12 protein-coding genes are annotated in these 18211 nt (G+C 43.0%); 6 read left to right on the forward strand and 6 right to left on the reverse strand.

Going from position 1 to position 18211, the window contains the following annotated elements:
• The first annotated feature begins 54 nt into the window (after positions 1–54).
• Positions 55–1209 carry an acetylornithine deacetylase gene (argE, locus tag PR699_RS18490; RefSeq protein ID WP_014657261.1) on the forward strand — a complete coding sequence of 385 codons (1155 nt, stop codon included), beginning with the start codon at positions 55–57 and terminating at the stop codon, positions 1207–1209.
• Positions 1210–1437: 228 nt separating this feature from the next.
• Positions 1438–2322, forward strand: a complete 885-nt coding sequence (metF, locus tag PR699_RS18495; RefSeq protein WP_004924579.1) for a methylenetetrahydrofolate reductase — start codon at positions 1438–1440, stop codon at positions 2320–2322.
• Positions 2323–2380: 58 nt separating this feature from the next.
• Here metF and PR699_RS18500 read toward each other — a convergent pair whose 3' ends face one another.
• From PR699_RS18500 to metB, 5 genes are all read right to left on the reverse strand, one after another.
• A complete protein-coding gene (locus PR699_RS18500) occupies positions 2381–3484 on the reverse strand; it encodes a YgcG family protein (protein ID WP_014657258.1) in 1104 nt (367 codons plus the stop codon).
• On the reverse strand, positions 3481–4074 hold the full coding sequence (locus tag PR699_RS18505) for a LemA family protein (RefSeq protein ID WP_004924584.1): 594 nt from the start codon (positions 4072–4074) through the stop codon (positions 3481–3483). Before PR699_RS18505 ends, PR699_RS18500 begins: the two co-directional genes overlap by 4 nt.
• A gap of 399 nt (positions 4075–4473) precedes the next feature.
• Positions 4474–7113, reverse strand: a complete 2640-nt coding sequence (gene ppc, locus PR699_RS18510) for a phosphoenolpyruvate carboxylase (RefSeq protein WP_014657257.1) — start codon at positions 7111–7113, stop codon at positions 4474–4476.
• Between the two features lie 393 nt (positions 7114–7506).
• Positions 7507–9948 carry a bifunctional aspartate kinase/homoserine dehydrogenase II gene (locus tag PR699_RS18515; protein WP_014657256.1) on the reverse strand — a complete coding sequence of 814 codons (2442 nt, stop codon included), beginning with the start codon at positions 9946–9948 and terminating at the stop codon, positions 7507–7509.
• A gap of 11 nt (positions 9949–9959) precedes the next feature.
• Positions 9960–11120: a cystathionine gamma-synthase gene (gene metB / locus PR699_RS18520; RefSeq protein WP_014657255.1), complete on the reverse strand. Its 1161-nt coding sequence runs from the start codon at positions 11118–11120 to the stop codon at positions 9960–9962.
• A gap of 314 nt (positions 11121–11434) precedes the next feature.
• On the opposite strand from metB, the gene metJ reads away from it, so the two are divergent.
• From metJ to PR699_RS18535, 3 genes are all read left to right on the forward strand, one after another.
• Positions 11435–11752, forward strand: coding sequence for a met regulon transcriptional regulator MetJ (metJ, locus tag PR699_RS18525; protein WP_004924597.1), 318 nt, complete (start codon positions 11435–11437; stop codon positions 11750–11752).
• A gap of 175 nt (positions 11753–11927) precedes the next feature.
• Positions 11928–12680 carry a hypothetical protein gene (locus tag PR699_RS18530; protein WP_014657254.1) on the forward strand — a complete coding sequence of 251 codons (753 nt, stop codon included), beginning with the start codon at positions 11928–11930 and terminating at the stop codon, positions 12678–12680.
• Between the two features lie 460 nt (positions 12681–13140).
• Positions 13141–15318 carry an autotransporter domain-containing protein gene (locus PR699_RS18535; RefSeq protein ID WP_014657253.1) on the forward strand — a complete coding sequence of 726 codons (2178 nt, stop codon included), beginning with the start codon at positions 13141–13143 and terminating at the stop codon, positions 15316–15318.
• Positions 15319–15418: 100 nt separating this feature from the next.
• On the opposite strand, the gene rpmE is transcribed toward PR699_RS18535, so the two are convergent.
• Entirely contained in the window at positions 15419–15634 is a 216-nt protein-coding gene (gene rpmE / locus PR699_RS18540) for a 50S ribosomal protein L31 (RefSeq protein WP_004924604.1), read from the reverse strand.
• A 218-nt stretch (positions 15635–15852) separates the two neighbouring features.
• On the opposite strand from rpmE, the gene priA reads away from it, so the two are divergent.
• On the forward strand, positions 15853–18051 hold the full coding sequence (gene priA / locus PR699_RS18545; RefSeq protein ID WP_004924606.1) for a primosomal protein N': 2199 nt from the start codon (positions 15853–15855) through the stop codon (positions 18049–18051).
• The last annotated feature ends 160 nt before the right edge of the window (positions 18052–18211 follow it).

An 18211-nucleotide genomic window follows, 5' to 3' on the forward strand; every position in this document is an offset into this window, starting at 1 on the left:
TATTCAAATAAAGTGCATGAATATTGATACTATTATGGATAAAGGCTGTCAACAGTGAATATTAAATTACCTGCATTTATTGAGATTTATCGCCAATTAATTGCCACTCCTTCTATCAGTGCTACTGATGCGCAACTCGATCAGAGTAATAAAGCCTTAGTAGAATTACTGGGTGGATGGTTGGAAACCCTCGGATTTACGGTCAATATTCAACCTGTACCGGATACCCGTGATAAATACAACCTACATGCCTCAATAGGGGAAGGAAATGGCGGCCTAATGCTGTGTGGGCATACCGATACAGTTCCTTTTGATGAAGGGCGTTGGAGTAAAAACCCTTTTGCGCTATCAGAGCATGACGGCAAGTTATACGGTCTCGGCACTGCCGACATGAAAGGTTTTTTCGCTTTCATTGTCGATGCCTTACGTGACATTGATACCCGTAAATTAACTCGCCCATTGCATATACTTGCAACCGCAGATGAAGAAACCTCAATGGCAGGCGCGCGTTACTTTGCAGCCAGTACACAACTTCGTCCTGATTTTGCGATTATTGGGGAGCCGACCTCATTACAACCGATACGTGCGCACAAAGGGCATATTTCGAATGCCATCCGTATTACGGGGCAATCAGGTCATTCAAGCGACCCAGAAAGAGGCGTGAATGCTATCGAATTAATGCATGAGTCTATTTCACATCTGATGACGCTACGTAATACATTGAAAGAGCGTTATAACAATCCTGCTTTTGTGATCCCTTACCCGACGATGAATTTTGGTCATATTCATGGGGGTGATGCGGCTAACCGTATTTGTGGATGCTGTGAATTACATATGGATATTCGTCCATTGCCGGGGCTGACCTTGCAAGATTTGGATGAGCTATTAAATGAGACGTTGGAGCCTGTAAAAGCAAGATGGCCAGGACGCTTAACAATTGAGTCTCTCCATCCCCCTATTCCTGGGTATGAGTGCCCAACGGATCATAAAATGGTGGCTGTGATTGAACAGTTACTGGGTCAGAAAGCTGAGACGGTCAACTATTGCACTGAAGCGCCGTTTATTCAGGCGCTATGTCCGACACTTGTGCTCGGCCCTGGCTCGATTGAGCAAGCACATCAACCTGATGAGTTTATCGATATGAAATTTATTGAACCGACTCGCCAACTGCTCAGCCAACTGATCGAACATTTCTGCCTGACTGAATAAAAATGTGTTGCGCGCAATAACTTCGGGTTATTGCGCCATTTGTTAACATGAATTTTTTTCCAGTTACGACTGAAAAACCCTCACAACACTATTTCATTTAAGTGTTGACTCTGCATGAATATCCGGTAATCTTTGTTTAGACGTCTAAACGTATAGACACTTAAATGGATATAATAAACTATCGATACCATAATGGTTTCGCTATATACAAAGTCATGAGGTCAGGGTATGAGTTTCTTTCACGCAAATCAGCGCGAAGCGCTAAATCAAAATTTAGCTGAATTAGATGGACAAATTAATGTCTCTTTTGAATTTTTTCCGCCGCGCACTGAAGAGATGGAACAGACCCTTTGGAAATCTATTGATAGGTTGAAAAACCTCAAACCAAAATTTGTCTCTGTTACTTATGGCGCAAACTCAGGTGAGCGTGATAGAACCCATAGCATTATTAAAGATATCAAAGAAAAAACAGGGTTAATCGCTGCGCCTCATTTAACCTGTATCGATGCAACACGCGATGAACTCAGAGAAATTGCACGTGATTATTGGAACAGCGGTATCCGCCAAATTGTTGCATTACGCGGTGATCTTCCCGATAACAGCCGTAAGCCAGATATGTATGCAGCCGATCTCGTTGAGCTGCTCAAAGCAGAGGCAGATTTTGATATCTCCGTAGCGGCTTATCCCGAAGTGCACCCTGAGGCCAAAAGTGCACAGGCTGACTTAATTAGTTTGAAAAAGAAAATTGATGCAGGAGCCAACCGTGCGATTACGCAATTTTTCTTTGATGTAGAAAGTTATTTGCGTTTTCGTGACCGCTGCGTCGCAACAGGTATTGATGTTGAAATTGTCCCCGGTATTTTACCTGTTTCAAATTTTCGCCAACTTGAGCGGTTTGCCAAACTAACCAATGTACGAATTCCATCATGGATGAGTAGAATGTACGAAGGCCTTGATAATGACCCTGAAAGCCGTAATTTGGTGGGTGCTTCAATCGCCATGGATATGGTGAAAATTTTAAGCCGTGAAGGGGTGAAAGATTTTCACTTCTACACCTTAAACCGTTCTGAACTCACATATGCGATTTGCCACACGCTTGGTGTAAGGCCATAGCCTCTATCTCCAAATAGTATGAAGGCCGCACTTTGCGACCTTCATACATCTTGTTTTATTACCAACTCCCTGACGCACCGCCACCGCCACTGGATCCACCACCACCTCCGCTGGAACTATCACTTGATGAACTCGATGAACTCGATGAACTCGAAAAGTCTGATGAGCTAAAAGAAGAAGAGGGTAAATAATAGTAACGGCAAATATCATGCCATTCCCGTCGTTGTTGTCGGTAAGTAGGCGAAATGGTATGGATCACAAGAAACAGTATTGGAGTAGCAAACATGCTCCCTACCACAAAAAATAGCGCCACAAACAGGAATAAAATAGGGCTAAAGTCTCCTTCTAGCCATATCGCCAATAACATGAGTGCTAAATAATAGAGTATCGTCATCAACAAGGTACTAAATAACGAAGGAAAGTAGTATTTATATTGATAATACTTTTTCAGCTTGGCTAACTGTTTCTGTTTCTTTGCCCGTTTGGATTTACTCGCATACTCTATGCTATAAATTTCTTTTTCAAGATATAGCCGACGCTTTTTAGTACCATAAAATAACATCGTAAAATAAGCTGCGATAAATGATATAAAATAGAAAAGCTTATAATGTTCTACACTCTTTGGTAGCACAATTCCATTATGCACTTCCCCCATTTGATAGTCTGGTGCCTCATTCATCACATTAATCGCACGAGATACGCCATTTTGGATCCCAGCGTAATACTGGTTGTCTTTAAAATCAGGTATCATACTTTGACGAATGATACGCCCAGCAATCGCATCGGTCATGACCCCTTCATAACCATACCCAACTTCAAAGCGCATATTGCGATCGTCTATCGATACAACCAGCAATACACCATTATTTTTGCCTTTTTGGCCTAACCCCCAACGATTAAACGCGCGTAATGAAAATTGTTCTATTGTTTCATTACCTGTAGTTGGAACAATATAAACAACAAATTGTGTGCCATCACCACGCTGCTTTTCAAAATTTAATAACTGGCTATTTAAAGTGTGGTATTGCGACTCACTTAATAGGCCTGCACGGTCGAGCACCCTATCACTACCCAATGCAGGGAGTTGGATTCGCTGCGTAGCCCAGCTTCCACTGCTAAATACACAGAACAATAATAGCCAGATCACATGCCGATATTTCAATTAAAATCCACCGTAGGTACTGTTTTTATCGCCTGTTCGTTATCTGCTTTAAAATTCGCTTTTGCAGAATACCCAAAATAACTTGCAATCAAGTTGCTAGGAAACTTTCTGATTTGTGTATTATATTGACGAACGGCTTCAATATAACGACCCCTTGCAACGGTAATGCGATTTTCAGCGCCTTCCAGTTGCGTCATTAAATCTTGATATAATGGGCTGGCTTTAAGATCAGGATAACTTTCCGATATGGCTAATAAACGGGATAATGATTGCCCTAATTGTGCTTGTGCTTTTTGATACTCCGCTAAAATAGCCGGATCTGATAATGCACTTGCATCCACTTTAATTTGCCCCACTTCCGTCCTTAATTTCACAACTTCCATGAGAACTTTATTTTCATAACCAGAGTAACCTTTTACCGTATTGACTAAATTCGGAATAAGATCAGCACGACGTTGATATTGGTTAATCACTTCGGATGCGGCAGCGTCAACAACCTCATCATTTTGCTGAATACTATTGTAGTTGGTAACGACAATGACCGAAATAATAATGATAAGAGCTAAAATGGAGATAATCAGTTTACGCATTGTGATGACACTCTATCCTTCGTATATCCATTGTTGAGCACAACAGAAATAAATTGAATCTGACCTACATTCATCATTCCATTAATTCATCGATAGAAAGTGAATAGTTTGATATATGAGCGAGCTAGCTCTATTTAGTACAGAACTAATCCCTATTTTAGCAACTTAACATAAATATTGATAAAATTCTTGCCGTCGATTTAAATAAGATAAGCGATATCACGCGGTAAAACGAAATACAGAAAAATGTGTCGGACGCTGTCAATTATTCGTCAATAGATAAATAAAAAAGAAGGCCCCATTTCAACTTGGCAGCCTTCTTACTGTTGTCGTACGTGATGTGATATTGCACATTTTATCGGCCAAACCAGCGCATTGATCTGGCCAAAATATTATCTTCTAGCCGGTATTACGCATCCCCGCTGCAACACCTGCAATCGTCACCATCAACGCTTGCTCAACGCGAGGATCCGGATGCTCTTGCTGGCGAGAACGGTGTAGTAGCTCGGCCTGTAAAACGTTTAACGGGTCCGTATAAACATTACGTAAAACAATTGACTCCGCAATCCAAGGTAAGTCTGCCATTAAGGCTTCATCTTTGGACACCGCCAGCACACTCTTAATATCTTCAGAGAGCTGCTCACGTAATTTCACACCCAGAGGCCAAAGGCGCTCCTCCACTAAACGGTGATCATAATATTCAGCCAGCCACAAGTCAGCCTTCGCATAAACCATTTCCAGCATGGCGATACGGGTATTAAAGAACGGCCATTGTTGCCACATTTCATCTAATATGGCTTGTTTGCCTTCTTTCTCAATCACATATTTTAACGCTGCTCCCGCCCCTAACCAAGCAGGCAACATGAGGCGATTTTGTGTCCATGCAAAAATCCATGGGATCGCACGTAATGTCTCAACGCCCCCCGTTGGACGGCGTTTTGCCGGACGAGACCCCAACGGCAACTTGCCTAATTCTAGCTCTGGTGTTGCAGCGCGGAAGTAAGGTACAAAATCAGGCTGCTCACGAACATAATCACGGTACATCGCACAAGAAACGTCAGAGAGGGTATCCATCACTGATTTCCACTCTTGTTTTGGCTCCGGTGGCGGCAGTAAATTAGCTTCTAAAATCGCGCTTGCATACAGCGCAAGGCTGCTAATCGCCACTTGTGGTAGACCAAACTTAAAGCGGATCATTTCACCTTGTTCAGTCACTCGTAATCCCCCTTTCAGGCTGCCTGGCGGTTGTGACAAGAGTGCTGAATGAGCGGGCGCACCACCACGGCCAATAGTGCCTCCACGTCCATGGAACAAGGTTAAAGTGACCCCTTCTTTGTCGCACAACTTAATCAGCGCATCTTGTGCACGATATTGCGCCCATGATGCCGCCATCACCCCAGCATCTTTTGCCGAATCAGAGTAGCCAATCATGACCATTTGGCGGTCATCAATCAGCTCACGATACCACTCAATGCTCAAGAGTTTTTGCATAACACTTTCAGCATTATTCAAATCTTCAAGTGTTTCAAACAGAGGTGCGACAGGCAGGCGAACGGATGCCCCCGCCTCTTTGAGGAGCAATTTAACGGCCAGAACATCGGAAGGAACTTTCGCCATCGAAATGACGTAAGCTGCGATGGAGTCATTTTTCGATTCTGCGATCACGCGGCAAGTTTCAAATACTTCTGCCGTTTCAGGGCTTGGTTGCCAATGACGAGGGATCAACGGCCGACGAGATTGTAATTCAGACAGTAAAAAGGCTTGTTTTTCCTCTTCACTCCAAGCTGCATAATCCCCTAACCCAAGATATTGCGTTAATTCAGCAAGCGCTTCTGTATGGCGAGTACTTTCTTGGCGAACGTCAATGCGAACGAGTTGCAAGCCAAAACTCCGTATACGACGTAACGTATCGAGTAACTGCCCATTCGCAATAATGCTCATACCACAGGCCATTAACGATTGATAACAGGCATATAGTGGATCCCACAATTGGGCATTGTCGGTCAGTAAATCGGCTGGTGGTAGTGCTTGTTCGCCTTTTACCTTGCGTTCTAAATACTCTAATGTGGAAAAGAGTTGGCTACGCAAATTTTTTGCAATTTGTCGGTAAGGTTCATCTACCTCATCTCCCCCAGCGAGCGCCCGTAACTCAGGTGTCGCTTCGGTCATGGACAGTTCAGAAACCAACACTTGGATATCTTTTAAAAAGAGATCTGCGGCTTTCCAGCGGCTAAGTAGTAATACATGACGAGTCACTTCCGCAGTCACATTCGGGTTACCGTCGCGGTCTCCTCCCATCCAAGAAGTAAAACGAATTGGGTTTGCTTCGACGGGCAGTTCAGCACCAATTGAGTCTTCTAATTGCTCATTAAATTCACGTAGGAAAGCCGGAACCGCTTCCCAAAGTGAGTTTTCAACTACGGCAAAACCCCATTTGGCTTCATCAATTGGCGTTGGACGTATTTTACGGATTTCGTCAGTGTGCCACGACTGAGCGACCAACTGGCGTAAACGACGCATGATATTGTTGCGTTCGTAATCAGCCAGATCATCATGATCGAGTTGTGATAAGCAGGTATTCACTTCAACCAATTTATGGATCAAGGTGCGGCGTGCGATTTCAGTAGGATGGGCCGTTAGCACCAATTCGATCGACAGTTGGTTAACCGCTTGACGAAGATCACTATCGGTAAAGTTTTTCTCTTTTAAACGACTAAACAGCTTTTTAAGTGCCACAGGGTTACTCGCTGCTTCACCATGTGGCGAAATGCTATGATATTGTTCGGCAACGTTTGTCAGGTTCAAAAATTGGTTAAATGCTCTTGCAACCGGTAATAGTTCATCATTAGATAGGTTTTGCAGTGTCATCAACAGCTTTTGGCGTTGTACTTCATTGCCTGCACGCGATGATTTTGACAACTTACGAATTGATTCGACTTTATCGAGGATATCCTCACCTAATGCTTCCTTGATTGTGTCGCCAAGTAGCTTACCCAGCATACTGACATTACTGCGCATTGCGGAATATTGCTGATTCATGAGACTCCTGACCTTGTGCTTTTGGCAGAATGCTACCCCGACCTAAGTTTGCTGACGGTTAACAAACTGCGACCTAATTTCCTGTAATTAAATTTCAACCAACTGCGATAGAATTATTGTTTTGTGATGCAGTCGCCAAATTTTACCCTTGCCTCTATATAGATATCAGAAAAAAAGCGCTTTGGGGGATTTTTCTGAAATTTAATTACACCCTCATTCTTATTAGTTTTTCTTATTTAAGTCTTGTTTTAGCGCAATATATTGTCGATTCAGCACTTTTAAGACATGAATCTTGCTTAAGATTTAAATCATCAGAACAAAAAGGCAAAAAATAAAGAGGAAAAAATTAAGCGGTAGATAGGCACCGTCGCCGATGCCTATCTTTAAACGAAATTAAAGTAGTTGTGAAAGGCGATTAAGGTCGGATTGGATCGCCCCCGCGGTAACATCACGACCAGCGCCGGGCCCCCGTATGACTAATGGATTATCGCGATACCAACGACTTTCAATAGCAAACACATTATCACCCGGCAGCAGCGATGACAGTGGATGATCAGGCTTAACTGCCTCTACACCAACCCGAGCACGCCCTTTTACCGCATCAAACCGTGCAACATAACGCAACACCATTCCCATTTCTTGAGCCGCTTCTAAACGTTGCTGCATCTGCTCATTGATAACTGCACTATTTTCAAAGAACTCATCCAAAGAGCCAGACTCTGCTTGGGCAGGTACTAATGATTCAACACGCACATCACTCGGCTCAATTTCATAACCTGCTTCACGCGCTAAGATGATCAATTTACGCATCACATCTTGCCCTGAAAGGTCAATGCGGGGATCTGGCTCCGTCAAACCTTGCTGCCATGCTTGTTCCACTAATTCACTAAACGGCACTGAGCCATCGAATTGTAAAAACAGCCACGATAACGTCCCTGAGAAAATACCACTTATCGCTAAGATGGCATCACCACTCTCTTTCAGGTCACGTACCGTATAGTTAATGGGTAACCCAGCCCCAACTGTCGCGTTATATAACCAATGGCGGCCAGTTTTCGTAAAAGCATCACGTATTTGACGATATTGTTGGGTTTGTGCGGCTCCCGCAATTTTGTTCGCACTGATGACATGGAACCCATAGCTGGCAAAATCCACATAGCTTTCAGCAAGAGATTCGCTCGCGGTCACATCAAGCACGACTAGATCATCATATGGATGGGCGCGCATCCATAAAAATAGATTATCATCTTCATGCTCGACAGCTTCATCATCAAAGAAAGCGAGTGCACGGCTTGGATCAATGCCTTGATAATTCAGTAAACTACGGCGGCTATCGACTACCCCTGCTAGGACAAAATCAAAATCACTGCGTGCCGAGATATTTGGTTGCTCGGCAGCAAAAAGTTCCAACCAACGCGCACCAATGTTACCCTTCCCAAACAAGACTAAGCCAATGCGTTTTTCAGCACGGAAGAGGCTTTGGTGCATACCTTGAATTAAAGGGTCAGTCTGGTTTGAACGCAATACTGCGACGAGGCTGATCCCCTCTTCTGAGTGCCAAACAAACTCGACAGGTTGATCTTTTAACTCCTCATAGAAACGATGGCTATGCAGTGGGTTCTTGCACACCCCAGCCCCCACCAATGCAACTAATGAAAAACCTTCACGAAGTGATAAGGTGCCCGGTAACCCAGCTTCTTCTAAAACATTCAGTGCACTTTCAACCACTTCTGAGGTATAGCAGAATTGTAATAAGTTCCTATCTGAGTGGATGCCATGAGCCAGTGGCCGTAACTGAGTACGTTTTAATAATAAGTCGATATCTTTATATATCTGATTAAAATCGCACCCCTGTGCCAGCCTCAACTCAATTAGGCAAACATCATCATGGCTAGTGACTATTTTAGCACCTGTTCCTGAAGCCAAAACACGCTCAATCTTTGTCGAACCCTGCTCAGGCTGATAGCTACATCTTAACTGTAGATCGATATTACTGACGGAAACGGGTTGCAACGTGCGAGTGTGCAGCACCGGCGCAGCAAGACGAGCCAACTCACTTGCCTCATCCAGCCGCAACAATGGCAGTAAACATGCGTCTTTGATTTTACGAGGATCCGCACTGTAAACCCCCGCCACATCACTCCAAATGGTGACTTTCTCGACCCCTGCTAATGCGCCGACTTGTGTTGCAGAGTAATCGCTCCCATTACGCCCTAGTAGAACAGTCTCTCCCGCATGGTTACGAGAAATAAACCCTGTAACAACAAGGCGATGCTGAGGATATTGCACTAAAATCTGTTGTAATAAATGGCGTGATTGCGATTCATCGACCTGAGGCTGAGCCGCTCTTTCTGCACGTAAAAACATACGTGCATCAAGCCAAGCACTTTGCATACCCGCCTCTTCTAATACTGCCGACATGAGACGAGCAGACCAAATTTCACCATGACCGACCACTTCAGCGTAAGAAGCATCATTAATAGGTTTATCTAACAAAGCGCTTAAGCGTTCGAGATCTTCAACAAACTGGCGATTTAATTGTTCTGCTTTTTCTTCAGGCAATAGCCCATGGATCAATTCTTGCTGATAGCGACGTAAATATTGTTGAACTTGATGAGCCGAAATGCGATCACTTTGGCTCAATTTCAACCAATTAATAAGCTGATTTGTTGTACTTCCAGCGGCGGACACGACCATTAAGTCACCAGATTGGCTATAATTCGCCATAATGTTGGCAACTCGCTGATAACATTTTACATCGGCTAAACTACTACCCCCAAACTTATGTAACTGGCGATGGCATGGCCCCGCCTCGACTGCTGTCAGTACACTCATCAAATACTCCACTAACGTTGTGCTGCTATCCTAAATGCATTGTCTAAATCTGCAATGAGATCTTGGCTATCTTCGATGCCCACAGAAATGCGCAATAAACTATCTGTGATCCCTGCTGCCGCCCGAGCCTCCGCCGACATACCTGCATGTGTCATGGTGGCAGTATGCGAAATAAGCGTTTCAACACCACCTAATGACTCAGCAAGTGTAAATAATGACAGTGTGCTCAAAAACCGACGTAACTGTTGTTCATCGCCATTAAATTCAAAACTCAACATCGCCCCAAAACCTTTTTGCTGTTTCACAGCAAGATCATGGCCGATATGATCTGCTAACCCAGGATAATATAACTTTTTCACCAACGGTTGGGCTTTAAGATAATTGACGATTTCTTGGGCGTTCGCCTGCTGCTGCTTAATTCTGGGTGACAGCGTTCTCATTCCTCTTAACAACAGATAACTATCAAATGCCCCACCAGTGACGCCAATATTATTCGCCCACCATGCTAATTCTATGGCCCATTTTTCCTCTTTGGCAATCACTGCCCCCGCAATAATATCTGAATGACCATTAAGATATTTTGTACAAGAATGCACCACAAAATCGGCACCTAACGCGATAGGTTGTTGTAAGACAGGGCTTAAAAACGTGTTATCTACAACAACAAACGCCCCTGCATCATGCGCTAATCGTGCAATCTGCTCAATATCATAAATACTTAATAGTGGGTTACTTGGTGTTTCAATTAAGACTAACTTCGGCTTTTTCGCTAACGCCGCAAGAAGCTCTGATCGGTTATTTTGATTAATAAACTGAACCTGATAGGCTCCCCGTTGGTGCTGGCTATTAAATAAACGATAGCTCCCCCCATAACAATCATGTGGGGCTACCAAGAGATCACCCGGTTGCAGAAAAACAGTGCATAAAAGATGTAATGCCGACATGCCGCTGTTGGTCATTACCGCACCGCTGCCGCCTTCAAGTTGTGCAAGTGTCCTTTGCACAATATCGCGCCCAGGATTACCTCTACGCGAATAGTCATGAACTCGAGGCTCATTAAAGCCGGTAAAATTATAAGTACTCGATAGGTAAATAGGGGGCACGACGCAGCCAAACTGCGAGTCTTCATTTAATCCATTGTGAATAGCGATAGTCGACGGTTTGAGGGCCATAAACGCTTCTCCTTATTGACGGTGAGTCAAATAATACCCACTGGATGTTTGGACGTCAATATATCTAGACGTCTAAACCTCTTTACGTTTATATCAAGTAATGGAATAATCATCCCTAATGATTATGCGTAAATTGATTGTAATTTGCGCAATGTAAATTAACGCATTAATTTAAAACAGAAATTATGATAATTTATGTGATGCGTATACTAACTTATATGTCGGTTTGAGATCTGAGATTATTCATATTTGTTCTTTGAAAGATGACGGGCATATTATTTTTTTATTATTGATGAAACTAACCAAGGTAACTCATGGCTGAATGGAACGGTGAATATATCAGTCCGTATGCTGAGCATGGCAAAAAAAGTGAGCAAGTTAAAAAAATTACAGTCTCTATCCCATTAAAAGTGCTGAAAATTTTAACTGATGAGCGCACTCGTAGACAAATCAATAACTTGCGTCATGCAACGAACAGTGAATTACTGTGTGAAGCTTTCTTGCATGCCTTCACTGGACAGCCGCTGCCAAATGATGAAGATTTGCGTAAAGAGCGCAGTGATGAAATTCCTGAGGCTGCAAAAGAGATTATGCGTGAATTAGGTATTGACCCAGAAACTTGGGAATACTAAACGCTATCCCCTTATCTTATTCGTCTTAATTGGCGAAGGGTGATCAATCACTAAGATAAGGGGAATTATTCCTATTTATTTCTATTTCAGACTTTCCTTCAAGCTTTATTTTTTGTGCTTATTTACACTTTACGTGCTTCTTCCATAGAAAATAAAATACGTAAGGATTAAAGTCATGAGCTCCTATTTTCAAGCTACTGCGGCGTTATTCGGTGCCGCTTTGTTGGTCACTACTGGCTGCTCTTCTTATCCACGACAAGTGGTAGACTCTCGCTCAGATGTGGCATATGAAGCACAATCTACATCCAGTGCAAAAACATTGGGTACACAATGGGGTGAAGATATCCGCTCTTCCGTCCAAGGCGTGACAGCCACTCGCATGACGAATCAACCCTATGATACTGTCACTATTTATTATCAAGGTGAACGCGTACCAAATCATGCTTACACCCAACCTTATATCAAGGTATTTCCTCTCTCTGTCGCAGTAATCAATGAGTATGGGCAACCAATGCCAATTTACCGCAATTCCCAAGGGCAATATAAACTGCCAGCCACTGAGGGTATGCGCTATACATTGCGGATCCTAAATAGCGATAGAAATAAAACTTATGAGGTAGTGACAACGGTCGACGGCCTTGATGTCCTCAATGGGCAAGCAGGTTCTTACCAAAATAATGGTTATTTAATTCGACCAGGCAAAAAACTGACCATTGAAGGTTTTCGCAAGAATAACAACCAAGTTGCCGCATTTCGTTTTGCAGCGCCTGAATCATCCTACGTGAATCAAAACGTACAAGGCGATGAACGAAATATTGGCGTTATCGGTATCGCTTTTTTTGAAGTGCGCGAAACCTTACCATTATGTGACGCTAATCCGTTCCCAGCGGATACACAATATGCACCGGCACCTTGCCGCAAATATTAATAGCTATATAGGACAATTAGCGTATTAACCAATACGCTAATATTGGTGTAATATAGATTACTCATAATCTCCAAATTAAAATTAATTGTTCCTCATTAAAAACAAAAAAAATGACTTTGTTAGATTAAAATTCAAAGTCACAAGCGATAAGTATCATTATTACTGATTTAATATTTTTCTTATTTACATTTCTATTATATAAAAAATACGCTTTTCTTTAGAAAAAAATATTTATATTGAGCACTATTCTTTCATAGACATCCTAAAACACAATATTCAACACCCTGATTCAGCTTATTATTTTGATTTAAACCCAAACTCAACATTAAACGTTTTGTTTATTTTTCATTCTATTATAATGAACTAATAATTGTCGAGGTAATATTAGAACATTTACTTAATAAGTAATTTGATAACTCATTATCTCATTCTACTTCCTACTATTATTACGTAATAAATTATGAGAAAAAATAAAATCAGCACATTTGTCGCTATTGGTATTTCATTACTAGCAGCACAAAGTTATGCGGCAGAAAAACCACTTGAAATAGAAAAGAAAATAAATTTGGATAACCGAAAAGGATTTTATTCTGAGGCATTGCATATTTCTGCAGATGGCAAAATCATTGTTATGAATCTTGCTAGCGATACGCAAAGAGACAATCTTTTCCGTTGGACTGAAAAAAGTGGTCTGGTGAGCTTAGGAACACTGAAATCAGATAATAGTGGCAGCATATCAACCAATGGCATATCAAAAAATGGTTCAGTTATCATCGGTTATTCAGAGACTGACGATGGGCAAGGTAATGCATTTCGATGGACTGAAAAAACGGGGATACAAAGCTTAACCCCAAATGCACACTCCTATGCACAAGCTGTTTCTGATGACGGAAGCGTTATTACGGGCCAGATATTTACAAATGATGGCAGTCACTTAGGAAATGCCTTTATCTGGACTGAAGATAAGGGCATACGTAGCTTAGGGACACTAAAAAGCGATAATTCAGGCCTTTCCGATCCTAATGGCATCTCTGCGGATGGTTCTACTATTGTCGGTGATTCAAGCACTGACAGTAATGCGATGAATGCTTTTAGATGGACAGAAAAGACAGGAATGCAGGGGTTAGGCACCTTAAAATCTGATGGTTCCGGTAACTCTGCAGCCAATGCGACTTCTGCAAATGGACTCGTTGTCGTTGGCTTCTCAGACACCGATAACAACCAAAATAATGCTTTCAGATGGACAGAAACCACAGGCATGATTGGCCTCGGTACACTTAGAGCGGATAAAAGTGGTCAGTCTAGTGCTGATTTTGTCTCAAAAGACGGCTCTGTTGTGGTTGGGAGTTCAGATAGTGAGTTTGCCCATGAACAACAAACTTTCCGTTGGACAGAAAAAACAGGCATGGTTAGCCTTGGTTCATTAAAAGCCGATAATTCTGGATTCTCCGAGGCTCTTGATATGAATGGGAGTGGTTCTGTGATTGTTGGCGAAGCCTATAATGATCACAATGAACTTAGTGCGTATCGCTGGTCTGAAAGTACAGGGATGGTTGGTTTAGGCACCCTAGCATCTGATAATAGAGGCTCCTCAACGGCATATGCCGTTTCCGAAGATGGCTTGATTATTGTTGGTGCCGCTCAAACAGATGAAGATGATATCCATGCAACCCTTTGGAAGATCAAGGGTTCAGAAACTGAACCGAATATCGTGACCGTTGACGCCACTCATTCAAGCTATGCAATGTCACGCACGGCAAACCGAGGGTTTAAAGTTCTCGATTTTTATCAAAGTAGTTTAAATCATTTAAGTAATAGCCGTTGCCAATTAGGCGACAGTAGCTACTGTGTTGGTCTTTTCTCTCAATATGATAGCCTAAGTGATAATCATCGCGTTGCAACTGGTCTGTATAGCGCATTACGTTTACCTGCTGAAAATTGGACTGTCGGTGCAGCAGTGAATTTTGCTCATAATACGACCTTAGCGGATAATTATGACACCCGAAACAATAGCCGCCCGGCTATTGGTTTATTCACTCGCTATCAACAAAACCTGAATAACAACGGTCTATATGCAGACTTATCCGCTTCATATCTAAATCAAGATGTCCGTATCACTCGTGATACATTGAAAAATACAGAAGCAGGGGAAGGAAATGCAACAATCAAAGGCTATCAAGCACGCCTAAGTATTGGTTATGGTCTTCCATTAACCTCTCAGACGCGGTTAATGCCTGAAGTTGCTTTATCCTATAAAAAAATTAACCGTAGCAGCTATACCGAGACCAAAAATGCTGAATTTGCAGCAGAATATGGCCGTATGGGTAACAAACGTACCGACCTGCAATTAGGAATGAATATCAAACATAATCTCAATGAGGTATTCCAAGTAGATGGTAAGATTGGTACAGATATTAAACTCAATAGTGATCGTGATGCGTTTACGGGTTACATCCCTTATGTCGGTGCGTATACCTACGATAAAGGTGATGAGCGTACTGTTAACCCTTACGCAGTTGCAGGGCTCAATATTAACGTTACCCAAAACTCAACAATACGCACCAGTGTCGGTTGGCAACAAACTGACTACAAACATGACAGTGTAAATGTAGGTTTAGGCTATTCTTATCACTGGTAAGAACCCAATGGCTGGAAGGCGTTAAATGATTTTCAGCCATATTACCCCCATTAAAAAAGGGAAACTGAGTTTCCCTTTTTTTTGCATTTCACAGGCTTGATTACTTCTTCGCGCCTGGGATGCTGAAACGTTTGTTAAAGCGATCAACACGACCACCGGTAGCAACGTCACGCTGTTTACCAGTATAGAACGGGTGGCAGTTACCACAAACGTCCAGGTTCAATGAGTGACCTGCAGTTGAATTGATTTTCATAACATTACCGCAAGAACAAGTTGCAGTAACTTCTTCGTATTTAGGATGAATACCTTTTTTCATGGGAAAACCTCTATTAAGGCCGTGTCGCCATTCCAGCCCTAACGCCGGACACCACACGTCGTGTTGATTAAAAATGTTTTATTGGCAAAATTAGATACCAAAGGCGGCGGATCATACAGAAAATCTCTGTATCACGCAATGAAAACCACGTAGTTTTTATGGTACCCTAACAAAATAATGAAACTATTCTCGCACAAAAACCAGACGGAATTCCAGTTATGATCGTCGTTCAGGTGGCTTTACCTGTTCCTTTAAACCGCGCATTTGATTACCGCTTAGCGGATAACATGCCAATTCCACCGATTGGCAGCCGTGTTTTGGTGCCTTTTGGTAAACGGCAAGCACTCGGTGTTGTTGTGGATCATAGCCATAGCAGCGAACTTCCTGAAGATCAGCTAAAAACCGTTGACCTTGTGCTCGATCATGAAACCTTATTCCCTGATGACCTCTGGCAGCTATTGCTGTGGTCTGCACAATATTACCATTACCCTATTGGCGAAGTGTTGTTCCACGCACTCCCCATTTTGTTACGTCAGGGGAAACCGGCTGAATTTTCACCTATTTGGCAATGGCAAGCTACACCGCTCGGGCAAGAGTGTGACCTAAATACTTTAAAAGGTGCTCCTAAGCAACAACAGGCACTCGCCCTACTACGCCGCCGCCCTGTGTATCGTCATCAAGTCAGTGAACTTGAATTGAGTGAAAATACGTTACGGACACTAAAAAAGAAAGATTATATCGAACTTTACCCCGTCCAACCCGTCACCGAAAAATGGCAGTCACAATTTGCCGTATGTGGCGAGCGTTTACGCCTTAATAGCGAGCAAGCCACCGCAGTTGGGGCCATTCGTGCAGAAGATGATCACTTTTCACCTTGGTTACTTGCAGGGATCACAGGTTCGGGTAAAACAGAAGTGTATCTCAGCGTATTAGAAAATATTCTCGCTCAGGGTAAACAAGCGTTAGTACTCGTTCCTGAAATTGGATTAACGCCACAGACTATTAGCCGATTCCGCGAGCGCTTTAATGCCCCCGTAGACGTTCTTCATTCAGGTTTGAATGATAGTGAGCGCCTTGCTGTGTGGTTACGTGCGAAACAAGGTACCAACGCAATTGTGATTGGCACACGCTCCGCACTTTTTACCCCGTTTTCCCGTTTAGGGATCATCATTATTGATGAGGAGCACGATAGCTCTTATAAACAGCAAGATGGATGGCGTTATCATGCACGTGACCTTGCTGTATTTCGGGCCAAAAAAGAAAATATTCCCATTATTATGGGCACGGCAACGCCCTCTTTAGAAACCTTATATAATGTTCAGCAGAAGAAATATCGTCAGTTAAACTTAACATTACGGGCGGGTAATGCACGTCCTGCGACACAGCATCTTATCGACCTAAAAGGGCAGCCACTAAAGTTTGGTTTATCCCATTTATTGATTAAACATATCCAAGATCACCTCGCACAAAATAATCAGGTGATCCTTTTCCTAAACCGCCGAGGATATTCACCTGCGTTGCTCTGCCATGAGTGTGGCTGGATAGCTGAGTGTCAACGGTGTGATCACTATTATACCTTGCACCAACAATTCCATCAGTTACGCTGCCACCATTGTGATAGCCAAAAACCTATCCCCCGACAATGCCCTCAATGTGGCTCAACCCACCTTGTTCCTGTGGGGATGGGAACCGAGCAACTCGAAGAAGGGATCAATACGTTATTCCCCAATGTCCCTGTTACGCGTATTGACCGAGATACTACTAGCCGCAAGGGTGAATTAGAGCAGCATTTGAATGAGGTACACGCGGGTGGCGCGCGTATTCTCATTGGCACACAAATGCTAGCAAAAGGGCATCACTTCCCTGACGTCACCTTAGTTGCCTTACTGGATGTCGATGGGGCACTGTTTTCCAGTGATTTTAGAGCTGCCGAGCGCTTTGCTCAGCTTTATATACAAGTATCAGGTCGTGCTGGCCGAGCAGGTAAACAAGGGGAAGTATTTTTACAGACTCACCACCCTGAGCACCCACTATTACAGACCTTATTAGAAAATGGTTATGATGCGTTTACCCGTGAAGCGATGGACGAACGCCGCATCGCCATGTTGCCACCCTTTTCCAGCCATATTTTAATCCGTTCAGAAGATCACAATAATCAGGATTCAAGGCAGTTCTTACAGAAAGTCCGTCACTATATTTCTGAGCATCCACACAGTGATTCACGCTTATGGATTTTAGGCCCCACCCCTGCCATTCAAGCTAAGCGTGGCGGGCGTTTCCGCTGGCAACTGCTTTTACAGCATCCATCACGAGGTTATTTGCAGCAATTTGCCGCACAAATTTTACCAGAGTTACAGAGCCAGCCAGAAAGCCGCAAGGTGAAGTGGAATATTGACGTGGATCCAACTGACTGCTAGGGGATGGTGAAAGGTACTCAGCGCTTCGCCTCTCCTACTGCCATGATAAAATATCATTTCTTGATATTATTTAAGAGCTTGACCTCTAAAAATGACCAATATCCCATCATGCACCAACGCTATCACGACTAAAATAACGTCAGCAAAAACCCGTTAACCT

This window comes from Providencia sp. PROV268, from assembly GCF_028477805.1.
Lineage (GTDB): Bacteria > Pseudomonadota > Gammaproteobacteria > Enterobacterales > Enterobacteriaceae > Providencia > Providencia stuartii.